At 71.2% G+C, this 24,968-nt stretch carries 30 protein-coding genes and 1 pseudogene; 10 read left to right on the plus strand and 21 right to left on the minus strand.

Features of this window, described 5'->3' with window-relative positions; all coding sequences use genetic code 11:
• Nucleotides 1-279 precede the first annotated feature (279 nt).
• From AB0L95_RS00765 to AB0L95_RS00855, 19 genes and pseudogenes are all read right to left on the minus strand, one after another.
• Complete coding sequence (locus tag AB0L95_RS00765; RefSeq protein ID WP_365154799.1) at nt 280-1,320, minus strand: SpaA isopeptide-forming pilin-related protein; 1,041 nt, start codon at nt 1,318-1,320, stop codon at nt 280-282.
• A 53-nt stretch (nt 1,321-1,373) separates the two neighbouring features.
• Nucleotides 1,374-1,862, minus strand: coding sequence for a hypothetical protein (locus AB0L95_RS00770; protein WP_365154802.1), 489 nt, complete (start codon nt 1,860-1,862; stop codon nt 1,374-1,376).
• A 30-nt stretch (nt 1,863-1,892) separates the two neighbouring features.
• A complete protein-coding gene (locus tag AB0L95_RS00775; protein ID WP_365154805.1) occupies nt 1,893-2,759 on the minus strand; it encodes a DUF317 domain-containing protein in 867 nt (288 codons plus the stop codon).
• 31 nt (nt 2,760-2,790) lie between these two features.
• Nucleotides 2,791-3,411, minus strand: coding sequence for an HAD family phosphatase (locus tag AB0L95_RS00780; protein ID WP_365154807.1), 621 nt, complete (start codon nt 3,409-3,411; stop codon nt 2,791-2,793).
• On the minus strand, nt 3,408-4,553 hold the full coding sequence (locus AB0L95_RS00785) for an MFS transporter (RefSeq protein WP_365154811.1): 1,146 nt from the start codon (nt 4,551-4,553) through the stop codon (nt 3,408-3,410). The genes AB0L95_RS00780 and AB0L95_RS00785 overlap by 4 nt, the downstream gene beginning before the upstream one ends.
• Nucleotides 4,550-5,776, minus strand: a complete 1,227-nt coding sequence (locus tag AB0L95_RS00790; RefSeq protein ID WP_365156438.1) for an ATP-grasp domain-containing protein — start codon at nt 5,774-5,776, stop codon at nt 4,550-4,552. The genes AB0L95_RS00785 and AB0L95_RS00790 overlap by 4 nt, the downstream gene beginning before the upstream one ends.
• A 213-nt stretch (nt 5,777-5,989) precedes the next feature.
• The gene (locus AB0L95_RS00795; RefSeq protein WP_040896681.1) at nt 5,990-6,292 is read right to left on the minus strand and encodes a hypothetical protein; all 303 of its coding nucleotides are present in this window, start codon (nt 6,290-6,292) and stop codon (nt 5,990-5,992) included.
• A 32-nt stretch (nt 6,293-6,324) separates the two neighbouring features.
• Nucleotides 6,325-7,560 carry an MFS transporter gene (locus tag AB0L95_RS00800; RefSeq protein ID WP_365154813.1) on the minus strand — a complete coding sequence of 412 codons (1,236 nt, stop codon included), beginning with the start codon at nt 7,558-7,560 and terminating at the stop codon, nt 6,325-6,327.
• Entirely contained in the window at nt 7,557-8,060 is a 504-nt protein-coding gene (locus AB0L95_RS00805) for a regulator (protein WP_365154816.1), read from the minus strand. The genes AB0L95_RS00800 and AB0L95_RS00805 overlap by 4 nt, the downstream gene beginning before the upstream one ends.
• Nucleotides 8,057-8,899: a winged helix-turn-helix transcriptional regulator gene (locus AB0L95_RS00810; RefSeq protein ID WP_006143148.1), complete on the minus strand. Its 843-nt coding sequence runs from the start codon at nt 8,897-8,899 to the stop codon at nt 8,057-8,059. The genes AB0L95_RS00805 and AB0L95_RS00810 overlap by 4 nt, the downstream gene beginning before the upstream one ends.
• A gap of 42 nt (nt 8,900-8,941) precedes the next feature.
• Nucleotides 8,942-9,355, minus strand: a complete 414-nt coding sequence (locus AB0L95_RS00815; protein ID WP_365154818.1) for a hypothetical protein — start codon at nt 9,353-9,355, stop codon at nt 8,942-8,944.
• Between the two features lie 10 nt (nt 9,356-9,365).
• A complete protein-coding gene (locus tag AB0L95_RS00820) occupies nt 9,366-9,809 on the minus strand; it encodes a hypothetical protein (protein ID WP_006143150.1) in 444 nt (147 codons plus the stop codon).
• A complete protein-coding gene (locus AB0L95_RS00825; protein WP_365154821.1) occupies nt 9,806-10,288 on the minus strand; it encodes a hypothetical protein in 483 nt (160 codons plus the stop codon). Before AB0L95_RS00825 ends, AB0L95_RS00820 begins: the two co-directional genes overlap by 4 nt.
• Before the next feature lie 95 nt (nt 10,289-10,383).
• The gene (locus AB0L95_RS00830) at nt 10,384-10,677 is read right to left on the minus strand and encodes an SH3 domain-containing protein (protein ID WP_365156440.1); all 294 of its coding nucleotides are present in this window, start codon (nt 10,675-10,677) and stop codon (nt 10,384-10,386) included.
• Nucleotides 10,678-10,857: 180 nt separating this feature from the next.
• A pseudogene (locus tag AB0L95_RS00835) lies at nt 10,858-11,590 on the minus strand (hypothetical protein).
• A 16-nt stretch (nt 11,591-11,606) separates the two neighbouring features.
• Nucleotides 11,607-12,305: a hypothetical protein gene (locus AB0L95_RS00840; RefSeq protein WP_365154824.1), complete on the minus strand. Its 699-nt coding sequence runs from the start codon at nt 12,303-12,305 to the stop codon at nt 11,607-11,609.
• Between the two features lie 18 nt (nt 12,306-12,323).
• Nucleotides 12,324-12,809 (minus strand): hypothetical protein, encoded by a 486-nt coding sequence (locus AB0L95_RS00845; RefSeq protein WP_365154827.1) that lies wholly within the window; start codon nt 12,807-12,809, stop codon nt 12,324-12,326.
• Nucleotides 12,806-13,348, minus strand: coding sequence for a DUF4913 domain-containing protein (locus tag AB0L95_RS00850; protein ID WP_176119695.1), 543 nt, complete (start codon nt 13,346-13,348; stop codon nt 12,806-12,808). The genes AB0L95_RS00845 and AB0L95_RS00850 overlap by 4 nt, the downstream gene beginning before the upstream one ends.
• Nucleotides 13,349-13,601: 253 nt before the next feature.
• Nucleotides 13,602-14,357 (minus strand): site-specific DNA-methyltransferase, encoded by a 756-nt coding sequence (locus tag AB0L95_RS00855; protein ID WP_006143159.1) that lies wholly within the window; start codon nt 14,355-14,357, stop codon nt 13,602-13,604.
• Nucleotides 14,358-14,872: 515 nt separating this feature from the next.
• Here AB0L95_RS00855 and AB0L95_RS00860 point away from each other — a divergent pair.
• From AB0L95_RS00860 to AB0L95_RS00905, 10 genes are all read left to right on the plus strand, one after another.
• Complete coding sequence (locus tag AB0L95_RS00860; protein ID WP_365154831.1) at nt 14,873-16,006, plus strand: NlpC/P60 family protein; 1,134 nt, start codon at nt 14,873-14,875, stop codon at nt 16,004-16,006.
• Between the two features lie 143 nt (nt 16,007-16,149).
• Nucleotides 16,150-16,464, plus strand: coding sequence for a DUF6112 family protein (locus AB0L95_RS00865; RefSeq protein ID WP_006143162.1), 315 nt, complete (start codon nt 16,150-16,152; stop codon nt 16,462-16,464).
• Complete coding sequence (locus tag AB0L95_RS00870) at nt 16,464-17,159, plus strand: hypothetical protein (protein WP_365154834.1); 696 nt, start codon at nt 16,464-16,466, stop codon at nt 17,157-17,159. The genes AB0L95_RS00865 and AB0L95_RS00870 overlap by 1 nt, the downstream gene beginning before the upstream one ends.
• Nucleotides 17,160-17,196: 37 nt before the next feature.
• Nucleotides 17,197-18,579 carry an ATP-binding protein gene (locus AB0L95_RS00875; protein ID WP_365154837.1) on the plus strand — a complete coding sequence of 461 codons (1,383 nt, stop codon included), beginning with the start codon at nt 17,197-17,199 and terminating at the stop codon, nt 18,577-18,579.
• An 81-nt stretch (nt 18,580-18,660) separates the two neighbouring features.
• Nucleotides 18,661-20,133 carry an SCO6880 family protein gene (locus AB0L95_RS00880; protein ID WP_365154840.1) on the plus strand — a complete coding sequence of 491 codons (1,473 nt, stop codon included), beginning with the start codon at nt 18,661-18,663 and terminating at the stop codon, nt 20,131-20,133.
• Between the two features lie 54 nt (nt 20,134-20,187).
• On the plus strand, nt 20,188-20,640 hold the full coding sequence (locus tag AB0L95_RS00885) for a DUF6238 family protein (protein WP_167531904.1): 453 nt from the start codon (nt 20,188-20,190) through the stop codon (nt 20,638-20,640).
• 28 nt (nt 20,641-20,668) lie between these two features.
• A complete protein-coding gene (locus AB0L95_RS00890; protein ID WP_365154842.1) occupies nt 20,669-22,183 on the plus strand; it encodes an ATP-binding protein in 1,515 nt (504 codons plus the stop codon).
• Nucleotides 22,086-22,775, plus strand: a complete 690-nt coding sequence (locus AB0L95_RS00895; protein ID WP_365154845.1) for a hypothetical protein — start codon at nt 22,086-22,088, stop codon at nt 22,773-22,775. The genes AB0L95_RS00890 and AB0L95_RS00895 overlap by 98 nt, the downstream gene beginning before the upstream one ends.
• Nucleotides 22,776-22,881: 106 nt before the next feature.
• On the plus strand, nt 22,882-23,130 hold the full coding sequence (locus AB0L95_RS00900) for a hypothetical protein (protein WP_365154848.1): 249 nt from the start codon (nt 22,882-22,884) through the stop codon (nt 23,128-23,130).
• Complete coding sequence (locus AB0L95_RS00905; RefSeq protein WP_365154851.1) at nt 23,120-24,046, plus strand: hypothetical protein; 927 nt, start codon at nt 23,120-23,122, stop codon at nt 24,044-24,046. Before AB0L95_RS00900 ends, AB0L95_RS00905 begins: the two co-directional genes overlap by 11 nt.
• 36 nt (nt 24,047-24,082) lie before the next feature.
• On the opposite strand, the gene AB0L95_RS00910 is transcribed toward AB0L95_RS00905, so the two are convergent.
• Both AB0L95_RS00910 and AB0L95_RS00915 read right to left on the minus strand, forming a co-directional pair.
• Complete coding sequence (locus AB0L95_RS00910) at nt 24,083-24,376, minus strand: hypothetical protein (RefSeq protein ID WP_365154854.1); 294 nt, start codon at nt 24,374-24,376, stop codon at nt 24,083-24,085.
• Nucleotides 24,377-24,457: 81 nt separating this feature from the next.
• Nucleotides 24,458-24,775 (minus strand): hypothetical protein, encoded by a 318-nt coding sequence (locus tag AB0L95_RS00915; protein ID WP_365154857.1) that lies wholly within the window; start codon nt 24,773-24,775, stop codon nt 24,458-24,460.
• Between the last annotated feature and the right edge of the window lie 193 nt (nt 24,776-24,968).

Here is a 24,968-nt window from a genome sequence, read left to right on the forward strand (position 1 = left end):
AACGGCAGTCTACGGAACCGCCGGCTGCACCCTGTTGGTCCTGGCGGACACACAACTCCAGCAGCGTCGCGAGGCGCAGATGGGGCCTCCTCCGGATGGCGCCGCCTCCCATCCGGGCGAAGGAAGTATCGCGTGCGCCGCCCGTCTCGCTCCCGTGTGAGGTAGCCGACTTGTTCCAGGTCCTCGATGATGCTCTGAACGGTGCGGTTCGGCGTCGATAGACGCCAGCAGGCCCCCGGATTCGCTTCACGGGGGCCTGCGGCGGTGGTTGATGTTCGGCTAGTTGGTCTTGCTGTTGTCGTCGGGCTCGGACTCGGTCGTCGTACGACGGCGGACGGCGACCAGGGTGACGACGCCCGCGATGACGAGGATCCCCGCGCCTGCGGCGATCCAAGGCGTGGCGTCGGCACCGGTGTGGGCGAGGGAGCCTGCCGGGGTCGGCGGCGAGGAGTCGCCGTCCGGGGCCGTGGCTGCGGTGGACGAGGAGTCAGCATCCGCTGTGCCGGTGTCCGGCGCTGAGGGCTTGACCCCGCCGGTCCCGTCGCCCGGCGTGTCCGCAGGAGTCGGGGTGCCGGTGGGCTTGGACGTCGGCTTGTCCGAGGGGTGGGGCTTCGGGCTGGTGGCGGTTTTGGTGTTGGTAACGGTCACCGTCACCGGAGCGCCGGGGCCCGCGGTGAATGTCTTGGACGGCTTGTAGCGGTCGTATCCGGCGGGTGCCTTGACCTGCTTGACCCAGAACTCCATGTTCCGGCTCGACACCGGCAGCTCCCCTGAGGCCATGCCCTTGTCCCCGGTCGTCAGGGTGAGCAGCGTCGATGTGCCGGTGCCGATGTTCACCGTTGCGCCGGGCAGGAGCTTGCCGGTCTTGTCGTCCTTGGCCTGCAGGAGAACCTTGGCGGCCTTGAATGGGTCGGTGATCGTCAGTCGCGTGGCGGCGCCAGGCGTGATGATGACGTCCTGGTCGGCGACAACCTCGTGGAGCGGGCTGTTGGAGGCGGTCTCCTTGAGTCGGTAGATGCCCGGGGGGAGGTCGGGGAAAGTCAGCTTGCCCTGCGCGTCGGTTGTCCCGTGTCCGGCCTCCTGGCCAGCTGAGTTGAGCAGCAGGAACGCGGCGCCGGGGAGCCCATCGCCGGCCGTGTCCCTGGTGGTGATCTCGACGCTGCCCGCGTCCGGGGCCGGTGTGTCGGCAACGGTGGCCGACGCGGAGGGGGTCGGTTCGGAGGGTTGGGCGTTCGCGGCAGGCGCCCAGGTGAGGGTGCCGGTCACTGCGGCGACGACTGCGGCGGATCGGACGGCGCCACGGACGAAACGAGCGTGCACGAGGAAGGGGGCTCCTTGATCGGTTGGTGGAAGGTCGGTCACCGCACGGGGATTCAGCGGGTGCGGGCTTGGCTGCGGGTGGCTGGCGGGGCGGGCGCCCGGTGCGCTGCGCGGCTCGCCGCGGGGCTTGGCGTGGTCGCGGCCCAGGCGCCGGGGAACCAGACGGTGGTGTACTGCTCGATGGCGTCGCGCAGCCCGGTGGTGACGGCTCCCTCCCAGGGTGGCCGGCCGGGGCGGCGGTTGGTGCTGAACGTGCCGTACTGCTTGGTGTTCGGCCGGGTGTTGTGGGCTTCGTCGCGGCGGTGGAAGGTGCCGTGATCGAGGAAGCTGAGGGCGGCCACGTCGATTTCACCGCGGTCCGGGTGGATGACCGCCACACGAAGTCCGCCGTAGGTGTCCGCGTGGATGGTGGCGGTGAAGTCGATCCGCAGCCGCAGCGGTGCGCCCGGGACCGGGGCGGCGAAGTAAGTGGCGCCCACGACGGCGTGGTCGTGGAAGGGGAGGCACAGTTCGGCGAAGAACTCGGCGGCGTGCAGGGACAAGGGGGATCTCCGGTCGGGGACGGGCCGGCGCTATCGGCGCGGGCCGGGCAGGGCCGGTCGGCTGTTGGTGCTCCACCGAGGGACACTCGCAGCCGGCAGCGCGGCCGGCTGGCGAGAGGCAGCCCGCTGCACGTCGAGCGGAGTTGGGGCCTGCGCCTGCGGTGGGATGATGGGGGTGAGCTGGGCCATGCCCTCGATGTAGCTGAGGGTGTCCTGGCGCCACCGGGGAAGCGGAGCCGGATCGGCGACGCACTGGGTGACTGCGGTGAGCAGGGCGACGGGGGTGTCGGTGCTGGCCGTCGCGTACCAGACGGGCCGGTCGATGGATCTTCCCGCCCACAGCTGCCAGCGAGCGTCACGGGTGGTCAGCTCGGCTTCCGGATCGAGGTCCCCGGTGGTGAACTCCAGACCGGCGAGGCCGTCCGGGGCCTGGACGGCGAACACGCCCCAGCGGGGACGGTCGATCTCCCAGCCTTGTTGCAGGAGAGGCACGACGGCGAGGAAGGGATCGTGCTCGTCGGTTCCCGAGACTGGTCTGGCGAGGTAGGCGTCCGGCCCCTGTTCGTAGGCGGTGGCGAGGGCGGTGGTGAACGCCTGGACGAACTCGGTGGGGACGCGGTCGTTGAAACAGACGCCCCATGTCGGCGGGCCAAACTGGTCCTTGTAGGCGTTGATGCGCCAGAGCCCGTCGTCCTCGCCTTCGGGCAGGTAGCCCAGGCGCATGCGCCGGTCGGGAGCGTTGACGTACACGTTGCCGAGGTCGTCGTGCTGGACGTCCCAGCCATGGTCGATGAGCGGGGTGAGGGCGGGGTCGCCGGTGTTGGTGCTGCTGGCGAGATGGCGCGGTGAGACGAAGACGTCTCCGTCAGGCGTGTGAGGGTCGTCGTGGAGGGACACGGGTTCCTGATTGGCGGCGTGGGCGGATGAGTCAGTCAGCGGGCAGCAAAGCTGCTCGTAGGGCGTCGGTCGAGCCGGTGTAGTGCAGCGTGCGAAGGCCCAAGCGGGCGGCGGCCTGGCAGTTGTCGGGGCGGTCGTCCACGAACAGGACACGTCGTGGATCACCGACCCCGGTGGCCGCCAGCGCCTGCTGGTAGATAGCCGGGTCGGGCTTGCACAGCTGCACGCGGGCCGAGTAGAGCGCCTGGGTCATCATTCGGCGCCAGTCGTGGGTGTCCAGCACCGTACTGAGGTGGGCGGGTGCGTTGGACAACAGCACCATCGGCAGTCCGGTGGCATGGGCGCGGCGCAGGACGGACAGGACGCCCTCCTCGGTCGCGGTCCACATGTCGGTGTCTGCGGCGAGGAGTTCGCGCAACAGGCGGGGGCCCGGATGGAAGCCGAGGACGCGGGCCCAGTACGCCAGGTCGCTGAGCTGGCCGGCGTCGTAGAGGTCGCGGGCGTTCCAGAAGACGCGCTGGAATGCTGCGAGATCGTCTTCGGGCCAGGAAGCGGTACGGGCCAGCCGTAGCCACTGGGCGCGGGTGGGCTGCAGGCCGAGGACGCCGTTGTAGTCAAGGATGACGGCGTCGGGGCCGGTGGGGCGGGTCAAGGGGCGGTGTTCTCCAGGGCTCGGCGGGTGAGGGCGGCGAGAGCGGCTGCGAGGAGGGCGGGCAGCAGCAGGGCCGTGGGCAAGGTGGTGGCGCTGGCGAGGGCGCCGATGACGGCGGGGCCGGCGAGGAGGCCGAGGTAGCCGGTGACGGAGACCGTGGCGACGGCCCTCGGGCCGTGTCTGCCGGCGGCGGTGATCAGGGAGGGGACGGTGCTGGACAGGCCGAGCCCGAAGACCGCCCAGCCGGCCAGCGCCGCAAGCACGCTGCCGACTAGGACGCCGGTGGTCAGTCCGCCGGCGGCGAGCGCAGCGCCGGTGCGGACCACGGCAGGAGCGCCGAAGCGGGTCGTGAGCCAGTCGCCGGTGAGCCGACCGATCGCCATACCCATGCTGTAGAGGGCAAACGCTGTCGCGCTGAGGGCAGTTGTGGCGTGCAGCGTGTGCAGGTGCACTGCGGCCCAGTCGGCCGCCGCCCCCTCCCCCAGCAGGCTCGCAGCCGCCAGCGCACCCAACAGCCACACACCTCCCGCCCGGCCCTGACCGGCCCCCTGGGGCTCCGGCAGCTTGGGCTGGTCGGCGCCGCTCAGCGCGAGGGTGCGCGGCCCGGCCACGAGCACGGTCGCGGTCAGCGCGAGGCCGGTGGCCATAAACAAGGCGCTGTGGGCTGTGCGCGCAGTGGCAGCGGCCAGGGCGGCACCGCCCAGGGCACCGATCGAGTACGCGGCGTGCAGGGAGGACATGACCGGCCGGCTGGCGGCGTTCTGGCAGCGAACCGCCGCGGTAATGGCGACGACGTCCAGGACACCGTGCGCGGCACCGAAGGTGACAGCCGCCGCGAGTAGCGAGGTCAGCGTCCGGCACTGCCCCAGCACGGCGAGAGCCGCTCCCAGTGCGACAGCTCCGCCAATCAGGAGCAGGGGAAGTCGGTCGGGCCGGGCGAGTCGGCCGCCGGCCTGCAGTCCGGCAACCATGCCGACAGCGGCAGCGAGCAGGACGAGCGACAGGCCGGCGGTGGTGAGGTGAGCGGCGTGCTGGACGGCCGGCATCCGGGCGCCCCAGACCGCCATCACCACGCCCAGGCCGAGGAAGTAGCTGGTCAGCAAGACACGGCTGCGGCGCACGGAAGCGTCGGCGCGGGTCATGCGGGGCGGCCACCCGCAGCAGGCTCGTCGGCCGTGTGCGGCACCAGGGCGACCTGCAGATGGCGCACAGCCTGCTTGGCGCGGGCCTGTGCGAGGTCCGCGGTGGGCGCGGTGGTGATCAGGTAGCCGATACGGGCGGTGAACATGTTGCCGCCGTCGGCCGGGAGGAGCAGCTGGTCGCCGACCTGGTGCTGGAAGTGCACGCGTTCCAACCAGCGCGGGCTGAGGCCGTCGAATCCGAGGCGGAGCAAGGTGCCGGAGGTGTCAGGGTAGAGCAGCTGCATCGCGGCGGCCGAGGACCGGGTCGGGGTGAGGTCGGGGGCACGGCCGCAGGCGATGTCGGCGGCGGTGCGCGGCAGGTCGATGCCGGTGGCGAGCTGGACGAGATGGCCGATCATGTCACCGGCGATCCGGCCGTTGACCTCGACCAGCCGCGGCCGGCCGTCGACCAGCCGCATCTCGACATGGGAGACGCCGTCGGTGATTCCCAGGGCGTGGATCGCGGCGCGTGCCGCCGGTGCGACCACGTCGAGCAGTGGGTCGGCGGCGTCGACCGAGTGCGCCAGTTCCTCGAAATACGGCGGGGCGCTGACCGTCTTGCGGGTGACGGCCACCACGGTGGTCTCACCGCCGTAGGTGACACACTCGGCCGACACCTCGGGTCCGTCGAGATACTCCTCCACCAGCACGCTGGTGGACTCGAGTCCCAGCCCGGCCGCCTGGTCGGCGAACGCGAAGGCGGCGGTGAGCTGTTCGGGGGTGTCGGCGCGGATCACCCCGATGCTGGCCGCGTGCGCGGCGGGCTTCAGCACGACCGGGTAGCCGATCCGCTCGGCCGCCACCTGGGCCTCGGCACGCGTGCGCACGCTCACCGAGGCTGCCGACGGAACCCCGTGCTGGGCGAACAACGTACGGGAGGTGGCTTTGTTGCGGCATGCCTGCATGGCTTCCGGGGCAGTGGTGGGCAGGCCGAGCTGGCGGGCGAGGCGGGCGACCGGGACGAGGTACCACTCGGTCCACGTGAACACGCCGGCAAGGTCGTAGCGGTCGGCCAGGTCCCGGCCGGCGGCGGACAGCGCCGCCTGGTCGGTCGGATCGGACACGACCACGCAGTCCCGCAGGTACGGCGTCTCCCACGAGGGCTCTTCGCCGGTGATCAGGACGACGTCGTAGACGGCGGCCACGGACTGAAGGCAGTACCCGCGGTACGCCTCGGCCTCCATGTCGGATGCGGCGACGACCAGGACGACAGGACGGTCGGGCAAGAACAGGCTCCTCAGAATCTAAAGAGGGGGCAGGGATATGTGGACGGCGGCCCTCGGCGGCGCAGGGCCGCTGAGTGTCCGGCGAGCAGCCGCCGCGAGCGGGGCCGGCGGAGCAGAGCGGCGAAGTCGGTGCCGGCCGAGGATGCTTAGGCGGGAGGAAACCGAGAACTGTCAGTCGGCACGACGGCGGCGCAACTCGAACGCCGCAGCCCAGTGCGGGTTTTCGCTGATCAGCCGACGGGCGTAGAGGGCGGTGAAGTTGTTGTTCAGCCCGGCGACCCCGTACGGGAGTTGGCGGCGCAGGTCCTCGAAAAGGTCCTTCACGCCGACGCGTGTGGCGCCGGAGGCCAGACGGCGGGCGGCCATGCGTTCCAGGGCCCGGTAGACGTTCGGGTTGTGGGCGTCGAAGGCGTGGAACTGCTCGGTGATGGTGCGACCGGTCGCGCGGTGCGATCCGAGGGCGGCGATAGACATGAAGTTCTCCACAGGCTGAGGACGCAGCAGGGTCAGGTGCGCAGGACGGGATCGGTGCGAAGGCGGGCGAAGGAGCAGAACAGGCCGATGGCCTGCAGGGCGGCGCATGCGGTGATGACGTGTCCCAGTGCGTCGGGCGGGGCGAACGCGGTGAGTACGCCGGCGACGGGGAAGGGCAGCAGGAGGATGAGGATGGTCGCCGACAGGGTGCTGCCGAACTTCTCCGGAGGGATCAGGCGGGAGCGCAGGGTGCGCAGGACGACCGTCATGCCTCCTTCGCCCGCCATGAGGACCGCGACTAGGACGAGGTAGGACCGGTAGTCGGGGGCCTGGGCGGCGGCGAGACAGCCGAGTGAGGCGAGGGCGGCGCAGACGGCGCCGACCGGCCACAGACCGAGGCGGTCGATCGCAAACCGGCAGAATGTGACGCTGAGGAGCGTCGCTGCGGCAGCGGCGGACCAGACGAGGCCGACGGCGGTGGTGGACTGCCCGAAGTGCTTGACGACGATCACGGGGCCGGCCGCTTGGAGAAGGCCGGTAGCCAGGTTGGACAGGGTCAGCCCGGTCACGAGCCAGCCGAGCGCGGGCAGCGAGCGGATGGTGCGCCACCCGGTGAGCAGTCCGGCGCCGGACTGCCCCTTCGGCGCGCGGGCCGGTGCCACGGGCGAGGGCGGGGTGCGCAGGGCGAGCATGGCAGCCAGCAGCGAGAGCACGCTGATCATTGCGAGCATCGGCGGCGGCCCGGCGAGCAGGAGCACTGCGGCGAACGCCGGCCCGGCCATGGTTGCGGTCTGGTCGATGCCAAGCAGGACGGCCTGGACACGGTGGGCCCGCCGTCCTGCTCGCCGTCCGGCGGCGGCGCCCGCGGTCTCGGCCGCGATATAGCTGAACTCGGTGAGCACGCCGGTCGTCGCCGCCAGCACCATCACGGTCGCGCCCGCCACGGTGCCGGACGGGTGGAGGTGGAGCAGGACCGCGCCAGCGGCGAGGGCCAGCGCCCTCCCCAGGGAGGCAAGGTGGAAGACCACCGAGGCACCGCGCCGGTCAACGACCGAGCCGGCCCACCCGAACGCAGCCAGCCGCGGAATCCACTCCAGGGCGAAGGCGGCGCCCGTCAGCGCAGCGGATCGCGTCGTGGCTAGGACAAGCAGCGGGATGCCGTAGGTGGACATCGCGAACGCCAACGCGTCCGCCGTGCGCGGCAGGTAGATGCTGCGCATCAGCCCGCCGGTGTGGCGTGCGTGCCGCGGTGTGACCGCTGCGCTCACGCGACCGGCTCAGGCTCGGGCACCCTGGCCACCTGGGGGTTGTCGGCCAGCCACTGGATCAGGAGGGTGCGGGGACGGGCCAGCCCCGCCTCGGCACCGTCGCCGGTCAGCGGAGAGAGAGCGTCGGCGCGCTCGGTGGAGAGCGACGGTGCCAACAGGTCGAGGACGTGCCGGATACGGCGGCTGAACTCGCAGACGGGGGCCGGGACGGCGTGACGCCGGGCCCAGCGAGCCATCGCGTCGTACAGGTCGGCCAACTCCGCTCCTGCCTCGGTAAGTTCGAGACCGGAGCCGGGTGCGATCCGGACGAGGATGTGGGCGCGGGCCGTGTCGGAGGCGCTTCGCAGTTGGTGCGTGGAGAGGTCGGGCAGGGTGCCGGCCAGCCGTCGCGGCGGTATGGCGCCGTTGTCGTCGATCTCGGTGACCAGGCGGATCAAGGAGCGCGAGGCGAGAAGTTCAACGGCGTGGCGTACTTCGGCAGGGGTGAAGGGGGTGCTCATCGGCGCGGGCCTCCCGCCGGGATGGCTGCCTTCGGGCGGGCGGTCGTAGCGTGCGAGAAGAGATCGCGGTGGTGCCACGCCGGAGAGGATGCGGTCGTGCGAGCGGGTGGGAGCGCCGCGGGGGTCGGCCGTGGCTGGCTGCTGAGCCACGGCCTCGGCGCGGGCTTCGCTTGCGGGTGTCCCCAGACCGGGTGTTGGGCCGCCTGGTCGAGGCTCTGCCCGGCGGACCAGGCGGACAGGGCGCCGAGCACGGGGCCAAGGCCGTCGCCGGCTGCGGACAGCCGGTAGGGCTGGCCGATGCCGTCGGTGTCGACCAGGCCGTCGGCGACGAGCTGCCGCAGCGGCGGATAAATGTTGGTCCAGTCGCTGCTGGGCATCACGATCCGGGCCAGAGCCCGGCCGCTGACCTCCTGTCGGGACTTGAGCACCCACAGGATGGCGGCGGCGTGGCGCCGGGTGAGCAGGGTGAGGCCGTCCTCGATCTGCTCGATCGCGGGCAGCGGACCGTCCGCCTTCTCCAGGTGTTCCTCGGCCCAGGTGACGATCACCGGCAGGACCGGCAGCAGGGCCGCGCCACGTTCGGTGTGGCGGTAGCTCACGTGCCGTGCGGTGTGTTCGGTGCGTTCGACGAGTCCGGCGTCGCACAGAGACTTGAGCTTGGGGTGGAGCTGGCCGTTCTGCAGCCAGGACACCTTGGCCGCCAGCTCGCTGTAGCGCAGCGGCGGGCCGGAGAGGGCCAGGAGGATCCTCACGTTCCAGCGTGGGGTGATCATGGCGAGGGCCTCGGTGACCCGGGCGATGTCGGCGTCGGTGTCAGGGGGCAGAGCGGTGATGGCCAAGGGAGGAACTCCTGGGTGAAGGAAAGAGAGAGATCGCCTGGGTCAGCGGCTGTGTGCCGGGCTCGGCACCGGTAGAGGCGGAGCTGGAACGGACGGCGAGGGAGCCGGCGGGGCAGGCGCCGGGGCCGGGACGCGGGCCAGGCTCTGCAGGACGGCGGCGACCGACTTGGCCTGGACGTCGCGGACGGCGACGGCTTCGGCGAGCCGGCGTGCACCGTCGAGGAGGTGGGAGACCTCGTGCGGGTCGATCTGCCGCTCGGGGTGGATGAGCCGGGCGAGGTGGTCGCGGTGGACGTCGATGCTGCGCTCGGCGAGGGCGAGGTCGTCGTGCATGCCGAGCAGGGCAGAGAGCATGCCGGGCGGCTGGTCCTGGGCGTGGGCTTCGAGGTCGGCGAGCGGCGCGCCGTACAAGTCCTCGATCCGTCCGGCTATGTCGGTGGACGTGAGGTGGGGCAAGCGTGGGCTTTCACGGTCGGCGGGCCCGGGCCGCCCCGGCACGCTGCGGTGCCGGGGCGGCAGACGGGGGCAGGGTTGCGGTGGCCCTGAGCTGAGCCGTTCGTACGGGCCGAGCCTGCTGGGCAGGCGGGGGCATGGTGCGCAGCAGTCCGCCGAGGGCGGCGCGGTAGCCGTCGCGGGCCTCCAGTGCGGCTTCCAGCCACTGCGCGTCGAAGCGGAGCTTGTCCGCCGACAGTTCGCCCATGTCGCGGTCCGGGTCCATGTCGGCGTGGACGCGGTCGCGGACGCGGGCGACCTGCTCCTCGGTGAGCGCCAGGAACGAACGCAGCTCCAGGGCACGGGCGAGCGCGGGCGAGGCACCTGGGCTGGCAGCCGTCTCGTACAGCTCGGGTAGCGGGTTGCCGAAGACCTTCTGCAGGTCGGCGTCCATGGTGCTGGCCTTGTCCCGGCTCATCGGGCGGTCCTTGCCGGCCGCCACGCCGATGCCGGTGCGGCTGTGCCGGCGGGCCGGTGGGGAGCGCTGGTCTGCACCGCCGGGCCGGTTCGGGGCCGGAGGCGGGCGAGGCGCTGGGCGGCGAGGTCCTTCTTCCCCGGGGCGTCCGGGTCGAGGAGCCAGCGCACGACCATGGCTCGGCCGTCGCGGGCGGTGACGGCCGCGTTCACCCGGTGGGCGAGGCCCATCGTCGGATCGTCGATCTCGCTGGGCTGGGTTTGCAGCGCAGCGAGGAGGTCGTCCTCCGCACGCTCCAGCACGGACTGGGCCTCGACGAGAAGGCCATGCCACTTGACGACGTCGGTGGCATCGGGATTCGCGGTCGGCGCGGCGGCGACCGCGGCCTTCAACTGGTTCATGCCCATGTCGAAGCGCGCTTCGATCCGTTCGGTGAGCACGCCCACGACATCCTCAGACTCATCGGATATGCCATCGGGCAAAGGGAAATCTCCTGTTCTGGAAAGGCCGATCCCTGGGGTGGGAGGGGCTGCCGTACCCGGTGGCTGAGCCGCTTACGGGCACCTGCTGGGCTCTGTCAGTCCAGGCACATTCGGACGTCGCGGTAGACGTACGTGCCGGAGACCCAGCCCTTGACCCCGGTGGTCTTGTCCGTGATGTAGAGCCAGTTGCCGCTCTTCCTGTGCACGGTGAACTTGTGGTTCTTGTAGAGCACGCCGAGCGCGGTGGACTTCGTGGTGGCCTTGGACCGGATGGTCACGGCCTTGGTGTGTACCTCGTACGGCAGCGGCGGCTGGGACGAGCAGCTGCTCGCGGGGGTCGCGCTGGCGGTGGTGGCGGACAGCACAGGCAGAGCGAGTGCGCCGAGCATGGCTGCGGATATGGCAATTCGGGTGGAGCGCATGCGGAAGAAACCTCCGTGAAGGCATAGGGATTGCGGGGAAGGTGCCGCGGGTGTTGTCCCGGCGGCTGTATAAGAGTCCGGATATTCGCCGGTTTGGCTAACCGGCGATCGTCGGCTATGTTGCGCCGCCCTGGTCGGCTTTGACGCTCAGCGTGAGCGGCCGGGCGGGCGCGGGGCAGGAGCCTTCGGCAAGCCGGCCGGGCGGCTAACTGCGGCTGCCGGGCGGACCGGCGGAAGAGGGCCGGCCTCGCCCGCGAGGCGGTCGCCGCACCACTGCAGTGCCTCGCCGAGCGTGTCCAAGCCGCCCTCGCGCAGGGTGTGCGTCCACGTCTCGGTGTCGACCTCTTCGACCACGACGCGGAACGGCGAGGGAGCTCGCTCGTCCAGGGCACGCAGGGCCACGACGATGACCATGTCGTCCGGGTCGTCGCTGGTGTAGGAGTAGCCCATGGCGTAGTGGTCGCCGTCGCCGGCGAGGCGCAACTCCAGCGCGCGCGTGGCCTCGTCCGCTGGCGGCGGGCCCAGTGGGGCGAGGGCGATGGCATCGGACGGACAGCCACGGTGGATGAGCCAGGACTGCGCCATCGCGGGCAGCGGCAGAGGGGCATGCTCGAAGCTGAACGTCCGCTTCTCGTGGTCCCGTTGCAGATGCACGGCGAGCACCTGCGGCATGCCGGGGTGTCCCCAGGTGGCGGTGCGGTCGAACAGGGCTGTGCGGGCCGTCGTGGTGTTCGGCGAGGGGAACGAGCATGTCCTCGTGGACGGCGACCTTGCGGTAGAAGTCGAGGTACTTCTCCTCGTCGGCGTCGAGGTCGTCCAGATTGAAGTCGACTTGGGGGATGGACTTCCGGTCCGGCGCCGGGTCGGTGGGAGACAACAAGAGCCTTCCGGTGAAGTCAGCGCCGCTGCGCCGGGGTGGGCCGCGATGCGCCGGGGCGAGCCGAGACCTTCGGCGCCTGCACCGTGGGAGCCCGGCGGGCGGCGAACAGCGCGGCCCGTCCGGCATCGGTGAGCGCGACCGGCTGGCCGGCGTGCAAGGGGTGGCCGGTGTCCCGGACGACCAGGCCGGCATCCTCCAACTGATGCAGCTCGGCGTGGGGGATGCGGGTACCGGAGGCGGCTGTGACGGACATCCGGCCGGTCAGCAGGTGTTCGTAGAGCTTGGCGCCGCCGGCGATGGCGAGCAGCGCCGCCTGGTCATCCGTCGAGAGCTGCCGGGCGTCGGGCGCGCAAGCCGCCGCTGCTGCTTCGATGGGCTCTAGGGCGGCGAGCACCTTCCTAGCCGCGGCGTCCCGCGCGGCGGTGGCCTCTTCCAGCTGGTCCACGGTGCGGTCGATGCGCGTGAACAGGGCGCTGTCGACGTCGAACTCGCCGCTGGACAGGCGGTTGAGGAGCCGGAGGTAGAAGGTGACGCTGGTCTGGGCCTTGGCCAGTTCACGGTGCCGGTCGACCAGGTGGGCGTGCTGCTCGTCGAGGATGCCGCGGTCGCGGTAGGCCCACAGGGTGTCGACGTCGTGCCCGGTGACGGCTTGGAGGCGGTGGTCGAGCGGGGAGACCGCACGCCGGGTGGGTGCCGGCGCGGGTGGAGGGTGCATAGGCGGACCTCTGTGCGTTCAGCGGGTGTGATGGTGCGCGGGGTTTGGGGCGGGACGGGGCAGCCCCGGCGGTGCGGTGGGCGGCGGACCGGGCCGGGGTACTGGAGCGCGGGTGGTCAGCTGCGGGGAACGCGAGCGTGCCGCGTGGGTGCGGGCGCTCAGCGGCCGACGAGTCATCCCCAGGCGGCGGCCGACCTCGTCGTAGACGTCGTTGCCTGCTCGCGGCCGGATGGCGACGACGTGGATCTCCTTGGGATGCGCGGACTCCGCGGGTGCCGGGCGGACGCCGTAGACGACACGCCAGTCCCTGCGCGAGTCCACGAACAGCTTCCTGAATCCCTCCAGGTCACCGTCGAGACGCAGGCCGAAGCGCTGCGCGTTCACGACTTCCTGCAGGTAGGCGAGGGTGAGGTCGCGTATGTCGCTGGGGGCCTGGAGGAGATCGGTCAGCGCGCGGGGGTCGAAGCTCAGTGCGAAGGCGGGCTGTCCCGCTCCCGCGGTCATGACGTCGGCTCGTCCGGTTCGGCGGCTTGTGTCGTGTTCGCCGTCTCCGTGCGCACGGACGGCGGCGGGCCGGGCAGAAGGCGGTGCGCGGGCCGGTCGGGCGAGGTCATGCAGGCCGACAGCGGCCCACCCGGCGCGCGGATCGCCGCGACGGCGTGGGTGAGGAAGTCCCGGTGCCACACGAACAGACCGGACAGCCCGGCTTCGGGATCCTTGTGCTGCTGGTAGGCGAGCCACAGGGCGTGGAGCCAGGCCACCACGTCGTCGTGCTCCTGCCACTGCAGGCACCAGGGAGCCGCGGTGGTGACCTCCGCCCCGTACACCGGGAGGAAAAAGTCATCCACCCAGTCGGACAGGGCGTCGAGTTCGTCCTCGCGTTCTTCTCCGTCGAGTTCCAGGATCGGGCGGGGCTCCGGTGGAGCGGCGGGAGGCGGCCCGCCGAGTCCTGGCATGCCGAAGGCGGCGAACGGTGATCCGCTGGACGGCGGGGCGGACGCGAGGTGGTCGAGCTGCTGAGCCTGTTGCGCCGACTGCTCCATGAGCCGCCGCACGCTCGCCTCGATTCCCTCCAGCTGTCGATCCGGAATACGAACCGGCTCCAACTCGCCATCGTCAGGCGACTTTGTTGATTCGGGCATTGAAAAGCTCGGCCTCCTACGAGACACGGGATGAAAAAAGGACGGAAGCGTCTGCGCGCGGCCCATCCGGCGAGCTGCACGGCCACTGCGGCGGTATTGCGCCGGCGGCTACGCTTGGGGAGCCGGTCGCCTTGGCAGCAGGCAAGGACGGGGCTCAGCCGGTAAGGTCCACGTCGTCCTGCGTGAGGGTTTCGCGGATCGTCTCGGTGAGCCGGTCGGCCGCGATCGACGCGTAGTGCTCGGTCTTCTCCACGCCGATGAAGTCCCGGCCTTCCAGCAGAGCGGCCACGCCCGTGGAGCCGGAGCCGGCGCAGAAGTCGAGGACCGTGCCGCCCTCGGGGCTGATCTTGACCAGCTCGCGCATCACCTCGACCGGCTTCTGCGTGATGTGCCGGCGCTGCGCGCCCGAGGGCTGCGACGCCGAGTACATGCCGGGCAGATAGACCGGGTTCCGGGAGCCGTCGATCGGCCCCTTACTGGCCCAGACGATGAATTCGCAGTTCTGGGTGAACCGGCCCTTCTGCGGCCTGGCCTGCGGCTTGTGCCAGGCAAGCACGCCGCGCCACAGCCACCCGGCGGCCTGGATCGCGTCCGTCGTCGTCGGGAGCTGACGCCAGTCGGTGAACAACAGCGCGGTCCCGCCGGTCTTCGTCAGACGGTGCGCTTCGGTCATGATCTGCGTGAGCCAGAACGCGTAGGACCTCTGGTCCATGTTCTCGCCGGTGAAGTCGGCGAGGTCGTTCTTGGCATCGGCGGAGGTGTACTTCTGCTTCGCGGAGCGGGTGGTGCGCTCCTTCGCGGTCCGGCCACCGCTGTTGTACGGCGGGTCGGTGATGACGGAGTCGACGCAGCCGTCCGGAAGGCCGGAGAGAACGGCCAGGGCGTCGCCCTGGTGAAGGGAAAAAGGCAAAGAGGGGCCCCTATTCGGGTGCGGATTCACGGGGGGAACTAGCCGCCTCGCACAGGAGTCCTCGCGGGCCGGAAGTGGGCGTGCAGAAGCCCAGGGCCGCAGACCGAGGAGGCGAGGGGGAGTCCAAAAACTGTAGAGGCGAATCCGCCGACGACCAAGAAGTGCCGTGGGGGGGTGCCGGATTCCGGCACCTCGCGCCAGCTTTTTGGTCAACCGCCAATCCGCATCTACTGTTTTTGAACCGCCCGGCGCACACCGCCGCTGGCTACTCCCCCGCCACACCTCACGGAGGTACCCCCTTGCCCCGGCACACCTAGCTCACGGCCCGGCCAGCTGGAGCGAGCGGCAACTCGCCCCGCGTCGGTCCGCCTTGATCGCCCACCCCGGCCGCCGCGCCCTTCCACCACGCCTCGCGCACGCGGCACGCCGGACACCGCATCCCCGAAGGACACGCTCATGACGTCTCGCTACCCACCCCTGCCCGACCTCGCTGACCCACGAGCGGTCCGCTCCGGTTGAAGGCGCTCGCCGCCGGCATCGGCGTCGTCTTCCTCTCCCCGCTTCTGCTCGCCGGCACCGGCATGATGATGGCGTCCTCCGCGGACGCCGTTCAAAGCAGCAGCAGCTCCCTCATCTGCCTGAACGACATCAACACCGGCAAGGTCGCCGAGCAGGTCACCAAGATCCTCGACGGGGCGTCCGGCAAGAACGTCCACGTCGAGGGCCTGGACCTGCCCGCCGAGCAGGTGCCCAATGCCCAGACGATCGTGGCCACCGGTATCAGCCTCGACGTCCCCAAGAAGGGCCAGGTCATCGCGCTCGCCACGGCGATGCAGGAGTCGAGGCTGCGCAACCTCAACTACGGCGATAGGGACAGCCTTGGGTTGTTCCAGCAGCGTCCCTCCCAGGGCTGGGGCACCGCCGAGCAGATCCGTGACCCGACGTACGCGAGCGAGCAGTTCTACAAGCACCTGCTCAAGGTGAACGGCTGGCAGCAGATGACCGTCACCCAGGCCGCCCAAGCAGTACAGCAGTCCGGCCTGCCGGACGCCTACGCGCAGTGGGAGCACCTGGCCACCGCGCTGCAGGAAGCCATCGCCAAGACCTTCCCCGGCGCCGGCAACAACAAGGACGCCAAGGAGCCGAACACAGGCAAGGACCCGGGAGCCGGCACTACCGGCTGCGCTCCGGGCCAGGACGGCTCCGGCTTCGGCCCCATCCCCGAGGGCAGCGTCCCGAAGGGATACAAGATCCCCAAGGACGCCCACCCGAAGGCGCGCAAGGCCATCGAGTGGGCGATGCACCAGCTCGGCACCCTCTACCAGTGGGGCGGATCCTGCACCAACGCCCACGGCCCGGACCCGATGGGCCGCTGCGACTGCAGCTCGCTGATGCAGCAGGCGTACGCTCACGCCGGCGTCACGCTCTCCCGCACCACGTACACGCAGGTCAACGAGGGCAAGGCGGTCTCGCCCGCCCAGCTCAAGCCCGGTGACCTCATCTTCAGCCGCGGCACCGCCGCCCGGCCTGAGCATGTCGGCATGTACATCGGCGAGGGCCTCGTGATCGAGGCACCGCGCACATCAAAGCCGGTCCGGATCACCCCGATCAAGGACTGGACGATTCTCGCCGCCCGCCGCGTCATCTGACGCCACCCCGCCAGGGCACCGCCAGGGCGGGCCGCCGCCGCGGCGACCTCCCGCGCCCCGAGCGCATCTCCCCACCCCCTCTGCTTCCCCTCTTCTCGCCGCCCCTCGTCTGGCCCGCGTATGCAAGGAGCCCCGCCACACCTATGTCCCTCCCTCTCGCAGACCGCGTCATCCAGCTCGCCTACGACCCAGGGATCTCGCCCAAGGGTGGCGGCCTGCCCGGGCTCAGCGTGCTGAAGAACGTCGTCAACTCGATCAACATGTTCGGGATCATCGCCGTCGTCGGCGCCCTCGCCGTCTCGCTCGGCGTGTGGGCCTGGGGCCACCACACCGGCGGCCACCAGGCCGAGGCCAACGGCAAGAAGGGCGCCGTCGTCGCCGCGGGCGCCGCCCTCGGCCTCGGCGCCGCGAACGGAATCGTCGCGTTCTTCTCCACCCTCGGCTCGCAGGTCCACTGATGCGGAACCGATTCCCCACCCTCTCGCTGTCCTCTTACGGCGTCGGCTGGTCGGCCAACCGGCGCGTCGCCATCGTCGCTCTGGTCGTCACCGTCCTGCTCACCATCGCCGCAGCCGTCGCCTGGCTGTCCGGCAGCGGCAACGCCCACCGGGATCCGACCGCTGCCGGGCCGGCCGCGACGCACAGCCCGTCCTCCTCCGAGGCCCCCGCCCCGAAACCCGAGGCCGACTCCGGTTCCGTGCCCAAGCCTCCGCAGATCGCCGAGCCGGTCGCGTACGCCAAGGCAGCAGCCCAGATGCTGTGGTCCTACGACACCCGCGACACCAGCCGCGACCAGCAGCTCGCCGGCATGCGCGCGTGGATGACCAAAGAGCCCGCCTACGCCGACTGGGCGTCCGTCTCCGGCCAGGTCCCTGATCCGTTGCTGTGGTCGCGGATGGCCGACCAGGACCAGGACGCCACCGCCCGCGTCACCGAAGGCCACTACCCGGGCGCGTTCAAGCAGGCCCTCGCCGAGGACCCCTCGGCGATCACCGAGGCGTACATCTACGTCGTCACCGTCAACGGCACGCAGCAGATCGCCTGGAAAAAGGGCGGCGGCGGAGCCGAGGACCGCGCCGTGACCCTCGCCGTGCAGTGCCGCCCCGGCCACGACTGTGCCCTGGCCGCCATCGCTCCGAGCGTCACGCAGTGACCCGCGCCTGACACGAGATAAGGAGGAGTAATTCCCCGTGGGTTTCTGTGATTACCCCCTGGCGGACAAGCTCTGTGCGGTCGGCGACGCGGTCGATTTCGCCTCGGACCCTGGCAAGGCCATCGGTGACTGGATGGCGAAGTCCGCAGGTGAGCTGGCTGCGGCAGCGGCCGACTTGGCCGCCAAGGCGGTCAACACCACCACGAGGGTCGACCTGAACGCCGGATGGTTCCGCGACAACTACGAGATGCTGCTGCCGTTGGGCCTGGTCCTGCTGGTCGCCACCTTCTGCGCGCAGCTCGTCCGGGCCGCCGTCAGACGCGACGGACAAGCCCTCACCCAGGCGTTCACCGGCACCATGTCAGGGGTCCTGTTCGCGTTCTGCGCCATCGCCCTGACCACGGTCGCCGTCGAAGTCGTCGACGCCGTCAGCGACGGCCTGTTCAAGACCGCGCACCTGAGCATCGAGTCGGCCGTGCGCCGCATCGTGAAGGTCAGCCAGATCGGGTCCCTGGCCGGACTCGGCTGGCTCGTCCCGGTCGTCGTCGGTCTCGGCGCCGCCATCGGCGCCTTCCTCTACTGGTGCGTGATGATGGTCCGCAAGGTCGGCATCCTCGTCATGGTCACCCTGGCCGTCTTCGCGTCCGCCGGCGGCGGCTGGGAAGTCGCACGCCGCTGGCGCAAGGGCTGGATCGAAGCCACCGCCACCCTCGTCGTCAGCAAGCTGCTGATGACTGTGATCTTCGTGCTCGGCATCGCCGCCATGGGCACGACCGACGCCACCGACGGCATCGCCGCCCTCGCCGACGTCATGTCCGGCATCGTGATCATGATCCTGGTGCTGCTGTGCCCCTATGCCGTCTTCAAGTTCGTGCACTGGGCGGCCGACGGCACCGACGGCGAGTCCATCCACCGCGCCGGCGGCGCAGGAGCGCAGATCGCCAAGGCCCACGCCGAGAACGTCGCCCGCAAGGCCGCAGCAGCAGCCGCCACCGCCGGAACCGGCGGCGCGGCAGCCGGAGCGGGTGTCGCCGCCGCGCAAGGCCCCGACGCCGTAGGCGTAGGCGGATTCCCCGGCGACATCGCCGCCAACCCGACCGGCGACAGCCGCGGCGGCAAGGACGCTTCGCAGTGTGGCGGAACGGGCGGCTCGCCCGGTAGCGGTGCCATGAAGTCCGGCCTGGAGAAGGCCGTCCAGCCCGCGCCGACGAGCGTGTCGGATGACACCAGCGGCCAGGTGGGCGGCAGCCCGGGGCCGGGTGGATCCGGCGTGAGCGCCGCGTCCGGCCAGCAAGGCGGCTGGCAGTCAGTGCCGCCGACCACGACCCCGCCGCCGCAGGGCGCACCGCCGTCCCCTGGGGCACAGAACGCCACGCCCGGCGGGACGGCCTCACCGCCGCCGCCTGCGACCGGCCTGTGATCCCCTGTCCGTCTACCGGGGGCGGGACGTGTACTGCACCCCCGCCCCCGGGTTTCCGCCCGCGTCTTCAGGACCCGCCCCTTGACTGATCTCTCCGTCGCTCCGGTCACGGTGAAGTTTCCGCACCGGTCCCGCCGCGGCATCCTCCTCGGCCTCTCCCTGCCGCAACTCGTCCTTGTTTCCTGCACGCTGGCGCTGCTGTTGATGACGGTGGTCTCCACCGGGCTGGTCGGCGCCGTCGCCCTGGCACCGCTGTGGGCGGCTTCCGGTGCGCTCGTGGTGATCCGTCGGCACGGACGCTCCCTGATCGACTGGGCGCCGATCGTCGCCCGCTACGCACAGCGCCGACGCACCGGCCAGACGCTCTGGCTCGCCCGGCCCGTCACCCGGCCCCGGCAGGATGGCATCCTCCACCTGCCCGGCACGGCCGCCTCCCTCAAGGTGGTCACCCCCGGCGACTCCGCCAACGGCGCCGCGGCCGTGCACGACCCGCACCGGCAGACCCTGACCGCCATCGCCCGGGTCAGCAGCCGCGCGTTCGCCCTCCTCGACCCCGCCACCCAGAACCACAACGTGGGCAGCTGGGGACGCGCGCTCGCGGGCATCGCCCGCACCGGGCACATCGCCACCGTGCAGGTGCTGGAACGCACCGTCCCCGACAGCGGCGACACCCTCACCCGCCACTGGGCCCAGAACGGGCAGCCCCAGACACCGGTCGCCGGACAGATCTACTCCGAACTGGTCGCCTCGGCCGGTCCCGCCGCCGCACCCCACGAGACCTACCTCGCCATCTCCCTCGATCTGAAGGCCGCCCGGCGGCTGATCTCGCAGGCCGGCGGCGGGCTGCCCGGGGCGTTCACCGTCATGGAGCAGACCACCGCGTCCATCGCCCAGGCGGCCCGCAACGCCGGACTGATGGTCACCGGGTGGCTGACCGCGCGGGAGATCGCTGCCGTCATCCGCACCGCCTACGACCCGGGGGCCCTCGCCGCACTCCAGCAGTGGTCCGACACCGGCCGCGCCGAGGCCGATCCCGCAGCCGCAGGTCCCGTCGTCCAGGTCGAGGAGTACGACCGCCTCGCCACCGACAGCGCACGGCACGCCACGTATTGGGTGGAGAACTGGCCCCGCACCGAGACGAACGCCGGTTTCATGCACGGCCTCATGTTCACGGCCGGCGTGCAACGCAGCCTGTCCCTCATCTACGTACCGCAGGGGCTCGAGTCCGCGCTGCGGGACGTCCAGCGCAAGAAGGCCGCGATCATTGCCGACGCCAACGAGCGCGCCCGCCGCGGGCAGGTCGACAGCGAGGAAGACTCCGTCGAGTACGCCGACGTCAAACAGCGTGAGCGCCAGCTCATCGCCGGACACGCGGACGTCGCCCTGACCGGCCTCGTCACCGTCACCGCCGAGACCGACGCCCTCCTGGACGCCGCCTGCGCCCAGATCGAGACCCACGCCGTCACCTCGGGCGTCGACCTGCGACGGCTGAACTACCAGCAGCCCGACGCGTTCGCCGTTGCCGCACTCCCCCTGGCCCGCACCACCCTGTAGCTGCCAGTTCGCCCCCCACCCCGCTCCCGCCTCTTTGGCGGCAAGGACCTCCCATTGATCCATCCCCGTCCCAGCGCGCCCGACGCGCACCCCTACCTTCGGGCCGCCACCGCAGGCGTCCGCCACCACGCTCGGGCCCTCAACCGTGCCGCGCCCCCGGATCGCGGGCACCTCGACACCCTCCACGCCCACCTCACCGAACTACACCGGTTCATCGACCAGTTGGTCGAGGTAGCAGGGCCCCCGCATCCTGCAGCAGGCCGCCACCTCGCCACCGCGCACACCCGGCTGTGGCAGGCCGCCACCGAGATCCATGCCGCCTTCCACCTGCTGCCCGGCAATACAGCGCAGGCAGACACCGAGACGAGCGCGTGCCATCCGGAGCGGCTGCCCGAAGGGCCGCCCGTGCTGACCATCTGCCAACGCCACCTCGCCGCCGGGCACAGCATCCGGCGTAAGACCACCCCCACCGACCTCCGCCCACATACCACGGCCTGCGTGCGATGAGCACCACCCGCAGAATCGAGGGCCTCCGATGAGCCACCGGCCCGCTCGCCGCGCCCGCCGCGCCTCCGCCAGCCCGCTGTTCACCCCCCACGGCACCGACCGGGCCAGCCGCAAGGCAGCCCGCCGCCAGCTCGCCGAAGCCGCCGCCAAGGCCCGCGCCGAAGCCAGCGCCCACCAGGCCGAGAGAACACCCGCCGAGCACGAGATGCCCGCTCCGCTCTACCCTCCGAGCGGACGTCCCGGGCCCGCATCCGCGCGCAACAACCGGCTGAAGCTGCCCGCTCACCGCATGACCACCGCCGTGGCCGCCGGCGCCTACCCCTTCCTCGCCGAAGGCGGGCTCGGCGCCGAGGGCATATACATCGGCCGCGACGTCCACGCGGAAGCGTCGTTCGTCTTCGACCCGTTCGCGCTGTACGGCAAGGTCGAGGGATTCACCAACCCCAACCTCCTGCTCGCCGGGGTGATCGGCCAGGGCAAGAGCGCGCTCGCCAAGTCCTTCGCGCTGCGCTCGGTGGCCTTCGGCTACCGCGTCTACGTCCCGTGCGACCCGAAAGGCGAGTGGACGCCGGTGGCGCAAGCCCTCGGCGGCCGGTCCGTCGCTCTCGGCCCCGGACTGCCCGGACGCCTCAATCCCCTGGACGCGGCCCCGCGACCGGACAGCGTGACGGAGGCGGACTGGGTCGGCGAGATCCGCAAACGGCGCCTGCTCCTGCTCGGCTCCCTCGCCCGGACGGTCCTGGGGCGGGACCTGATGCCCATGGAGCACACCGCCCTCGACGTCGCCCTCGACGCCGTTGTCACCCGCGCCGCCGCCACCGGCCGCACCCCGCTGCTCGGCGACGTCGCCGCCACCCTCAACACCCCCAGTGCGCTCGACGAAGCCGCCGGCATGATGTCGGGCCAGCTCGGCGACGCCGCCCGCGACCTGGCCCACGCGATGCGCCGCCTCGTCCACGGTGACCTGGCCGGCATGTTCGACGCCCCATCCACCGTCGCCTTCGACCCGCACGCGCCGATGCTCACCATCGACCTGTCCCGCCTCGGCGGATCCGGCGACGACACCGCCCTCGTCCTGGCCATGACCTGCGCAAGTGCCTGGATGGAGTCCGCCCTCTCCGATCCGAACGGCGGCCGGCGCTGGATCGTGTACGACGAGGCGTGGCGACTGATGCGGCACGTCGGTCTGCTGCAGCGGATGCAGGCCCAGTGGAAGCTCAGCCGCGGCCTCGGTATCGCCAACCTCATGGTCATCCACCGGCTGTCCGACCTGCTCACCGCCGGCGACGCCGGATCACAAGGCCGCGCCCTCGCCGAGGGCCTCCTCGCCGACTGCAGCACCCGGATCATCTACCGCCAGGAGACCGACCAACTCCACGCCGCCGCCGCCCTGCTGGGCCTGACCTCTGTGGAAATGGACGCCATCGCGCACCTCAACCGGGGCCGTGGTCTGTGGAAAGTCGCTGGCAGATCCTTCATCGTCCAGCACCTGCTGCATCCCCACGAGCTGGCGCTCTTCGACACCGACGCCCGAATGCATTGAAAGCGTCGAGTTCACGAATCCTGACAACACCCCATCGAAGGACTTTCGTATCTCCCCGCGTGACCCGGACTTCGAGCTGTACGACAGCGTCGGCCGCGACGCCGACCAGATCCACGCCGCCCGGTACAACCTCGCCACCCGCGGCGACCTGAAGCGGTGGGCGCGACGCGACGCGCAGCCCTTCCGCGACGCGCATCCGCTGCCGGACCAGCCCTGGCCCGCACCTGATCTCACCCCCTACCTGGACGCCCTCGCCGCGGCTCAGACTCCGGCAGAGATCGAAGCAGTCACCGACCACGTCCTGGACGCCGCCGAACCTGCACTGCGCGCCGTGAGCGACTACCTCGTCGCCGCCGCCCGGTGGCGGCGGGAGAACCGCGGTGCGGCCAAGGGATCTCCCTCAAACCTGCTGATGACGGCGGCCAGCCGGGCGCTGTCGGTCCTGGCCCTCGCCGACGAGGCCGGCCTGAGCAGGCTGCGCGCCGCCTACGACCCGGCTCCCACCCCCGCGACACCGACCGGCGGCCAGCCTGGGGCCAGCGCAGGCGTCCCGCCCGCTCCTCCGTCCCCTGGTACCGCACCCCGCCGATAGCTCTCTTTCTGCGATTCCAGTGCCGCCCGACTCTCGCAAACGCGATCCCGAGGGACCACCACTGTTGATCGACACGGCACCGCCACCGCCTGCACACGGAGTCCTCTTGAAACGTCCCCCTCACCTGAACGCCACCGAATGGGCCGAATACCAACAACGCCGAGCCGAAGTCGACGACCTCATGGCACAGGTCGCCGACCAGGACGCCCAGATGAAACACGACCTGATCGCCACCCACGACGAGTACGAACTCGGCTTCAGTCAGGAGTCGCAGCCGGTAGTCACCCCCACTGGACGGACGCCTCCACCGCACCGATCTCCCGCCTCCTCCCGCGGGAGGAACCGTGGCCGCTGACGAAGCGAGCACCCCAGACTCCCGCCGCGTTGCCTCGCTCGCACCGCTTCCCGACCACCGCAATGTGGACACCCCGTGGTGGCAGGAGCTGTGGCGTCGCCACGCGCACATCACCACGCCGCTGCGGGCGCGCGGCCTGCAGTGCGACATCGAGTTCGGCCTCAGCGCCTACATCGTGCGCGTCTCTCTCCCCGACGACAGTTACCTGATCATCGGTCCGCCGCAGGAGCCGTCCTCCGAGCGCCCGCCCGGAGACCCCGAGGGCTGGATCGCGACGCGTGAGCACCCCGACGACCCGTCGCTGTTCGAGGTCCTCTACGACTCGGCCCCCTCCGACGACCCCGGCGCTCCCCAGCGGCCCGAAGCCCGCCACGGCGGCAGCGCCCAGCCCCTGATCGAGGCGATCAACCACCGCCTGGCCAAGCTCAGACTGCTGCCGCACCCCGTCTTGCCCGGCGAAAGCCCACACGTGCACTCAGCCCAGCCGACGCCCCCGCCCCAGGCCCAGGGCGTCCCCGGCACACCCGACGACGCTCCCATCTACGTCTACGGCGACGCGCTGCGCGCTCTGACCGACCGGCTCAACGGAGCGGAGTCGCATGCGGATGCCGCTGCCCTGCTGCACCAGATCCTGGAGCCCACCGACGGCCTGCTGGCGCAGCTCGGCGAGTTCTTCGAAGCAGCCGGGGATAAGGCCAAGGAAGCGGAGGAGGACGACGGCTTCGACCTGTCGTACGACCTCGCCGACGCCGCCGCCGAGATCCGCAACCTCGGAGAGGTCCTGCACGTGGCCGAGGACAGGATGCGGGCCCTCACTCCGCTCGCGTCGGCACCGCGACTGCCCTCCAGCCCGGCCCGTACACCGTCCCTGCCCCCGCGAGTGCTCCCGCCGGCACAGCCGCGGCACACGCGCTGATCCCGGACCATCGCTTCCCTCCCGGAACACATGACCTCACTCCGCACCGACCTGGCCGCCTTCGCCGCCGGCCTTTCCGCGCGCCTGCCCGGCACCTGGACCAGCCAGTACCAGCGCCACTCGCAGTACGCCGACCAGTTCCCCCGCACCGAACAGCTCTGGGACACCGGCCACGTCGACTACGTCGTCAGCCAGTACGTCCTCACCCACGACGCCGTGCTCCAGGGGCCGGCCGACCAGCGGCTCTACGTGACCGACCGGCCTCGCTACCCGCACCAGTTCGTCGTCGCTGCGCTCGCCCCCGACGGCGCGCGCATCAAGCCCCACCACTTCGCCGGAGTCGCGGAACCCAACGGCATCGCCGTTCCCAAGGACCCCGCGCGGGCGGCAGCACGCATCGCCCGGCGGCTGCTACCCCTCTACGAACAGGCCCTGCGGGCGGTCCTCAACAACGCGGAGCACCAGCCCCAGCCTCCGCACCGGCCCGCCCCACCGCAGGTCGACCAGGTCCTCACCCTGACCCTGTACAGCGACGGAGCCCTCGGCGCACCGTACGAGAGCGTGCCGGTGGATGCCCGCATGACCCTGTACACCCACGGCTTCCAGTACCACCCGCACCAAGCAGCGTTTCTCCTGCCCACCGCCTACGGGGACACCGGTCGTGCCCTTCGCGTCCACTCCGTGGTCCAGCAGCTCACGGCCAAGGGCATCGGCGTGAACCTGCGCCACTCGGCGCCCACCACCAGCGCCGCCCTGCTGCCGGCCTCAGCGAAGGCCGTGTCCCCCGCTCCGCCGTACGCGCTGACCCCCCTGCCCCTAGATCCTTGGAGTCTCCATCCGCATCGCCCGCCGCACCCTGCCGCTGTTCGTCGGCGCCGCCTGCCTCGCCCTGGCGCTCACCGGTTGTGCCACCGACAACGAT

The organism is Streptomyces sp. NPDC052036, from assembly GCF_040680495.1.
Lineage (GTDB): Bacteria > Actinomycetota > Actinomycetes > Streptomycetales > Streptomycetaceae > Streptomyces.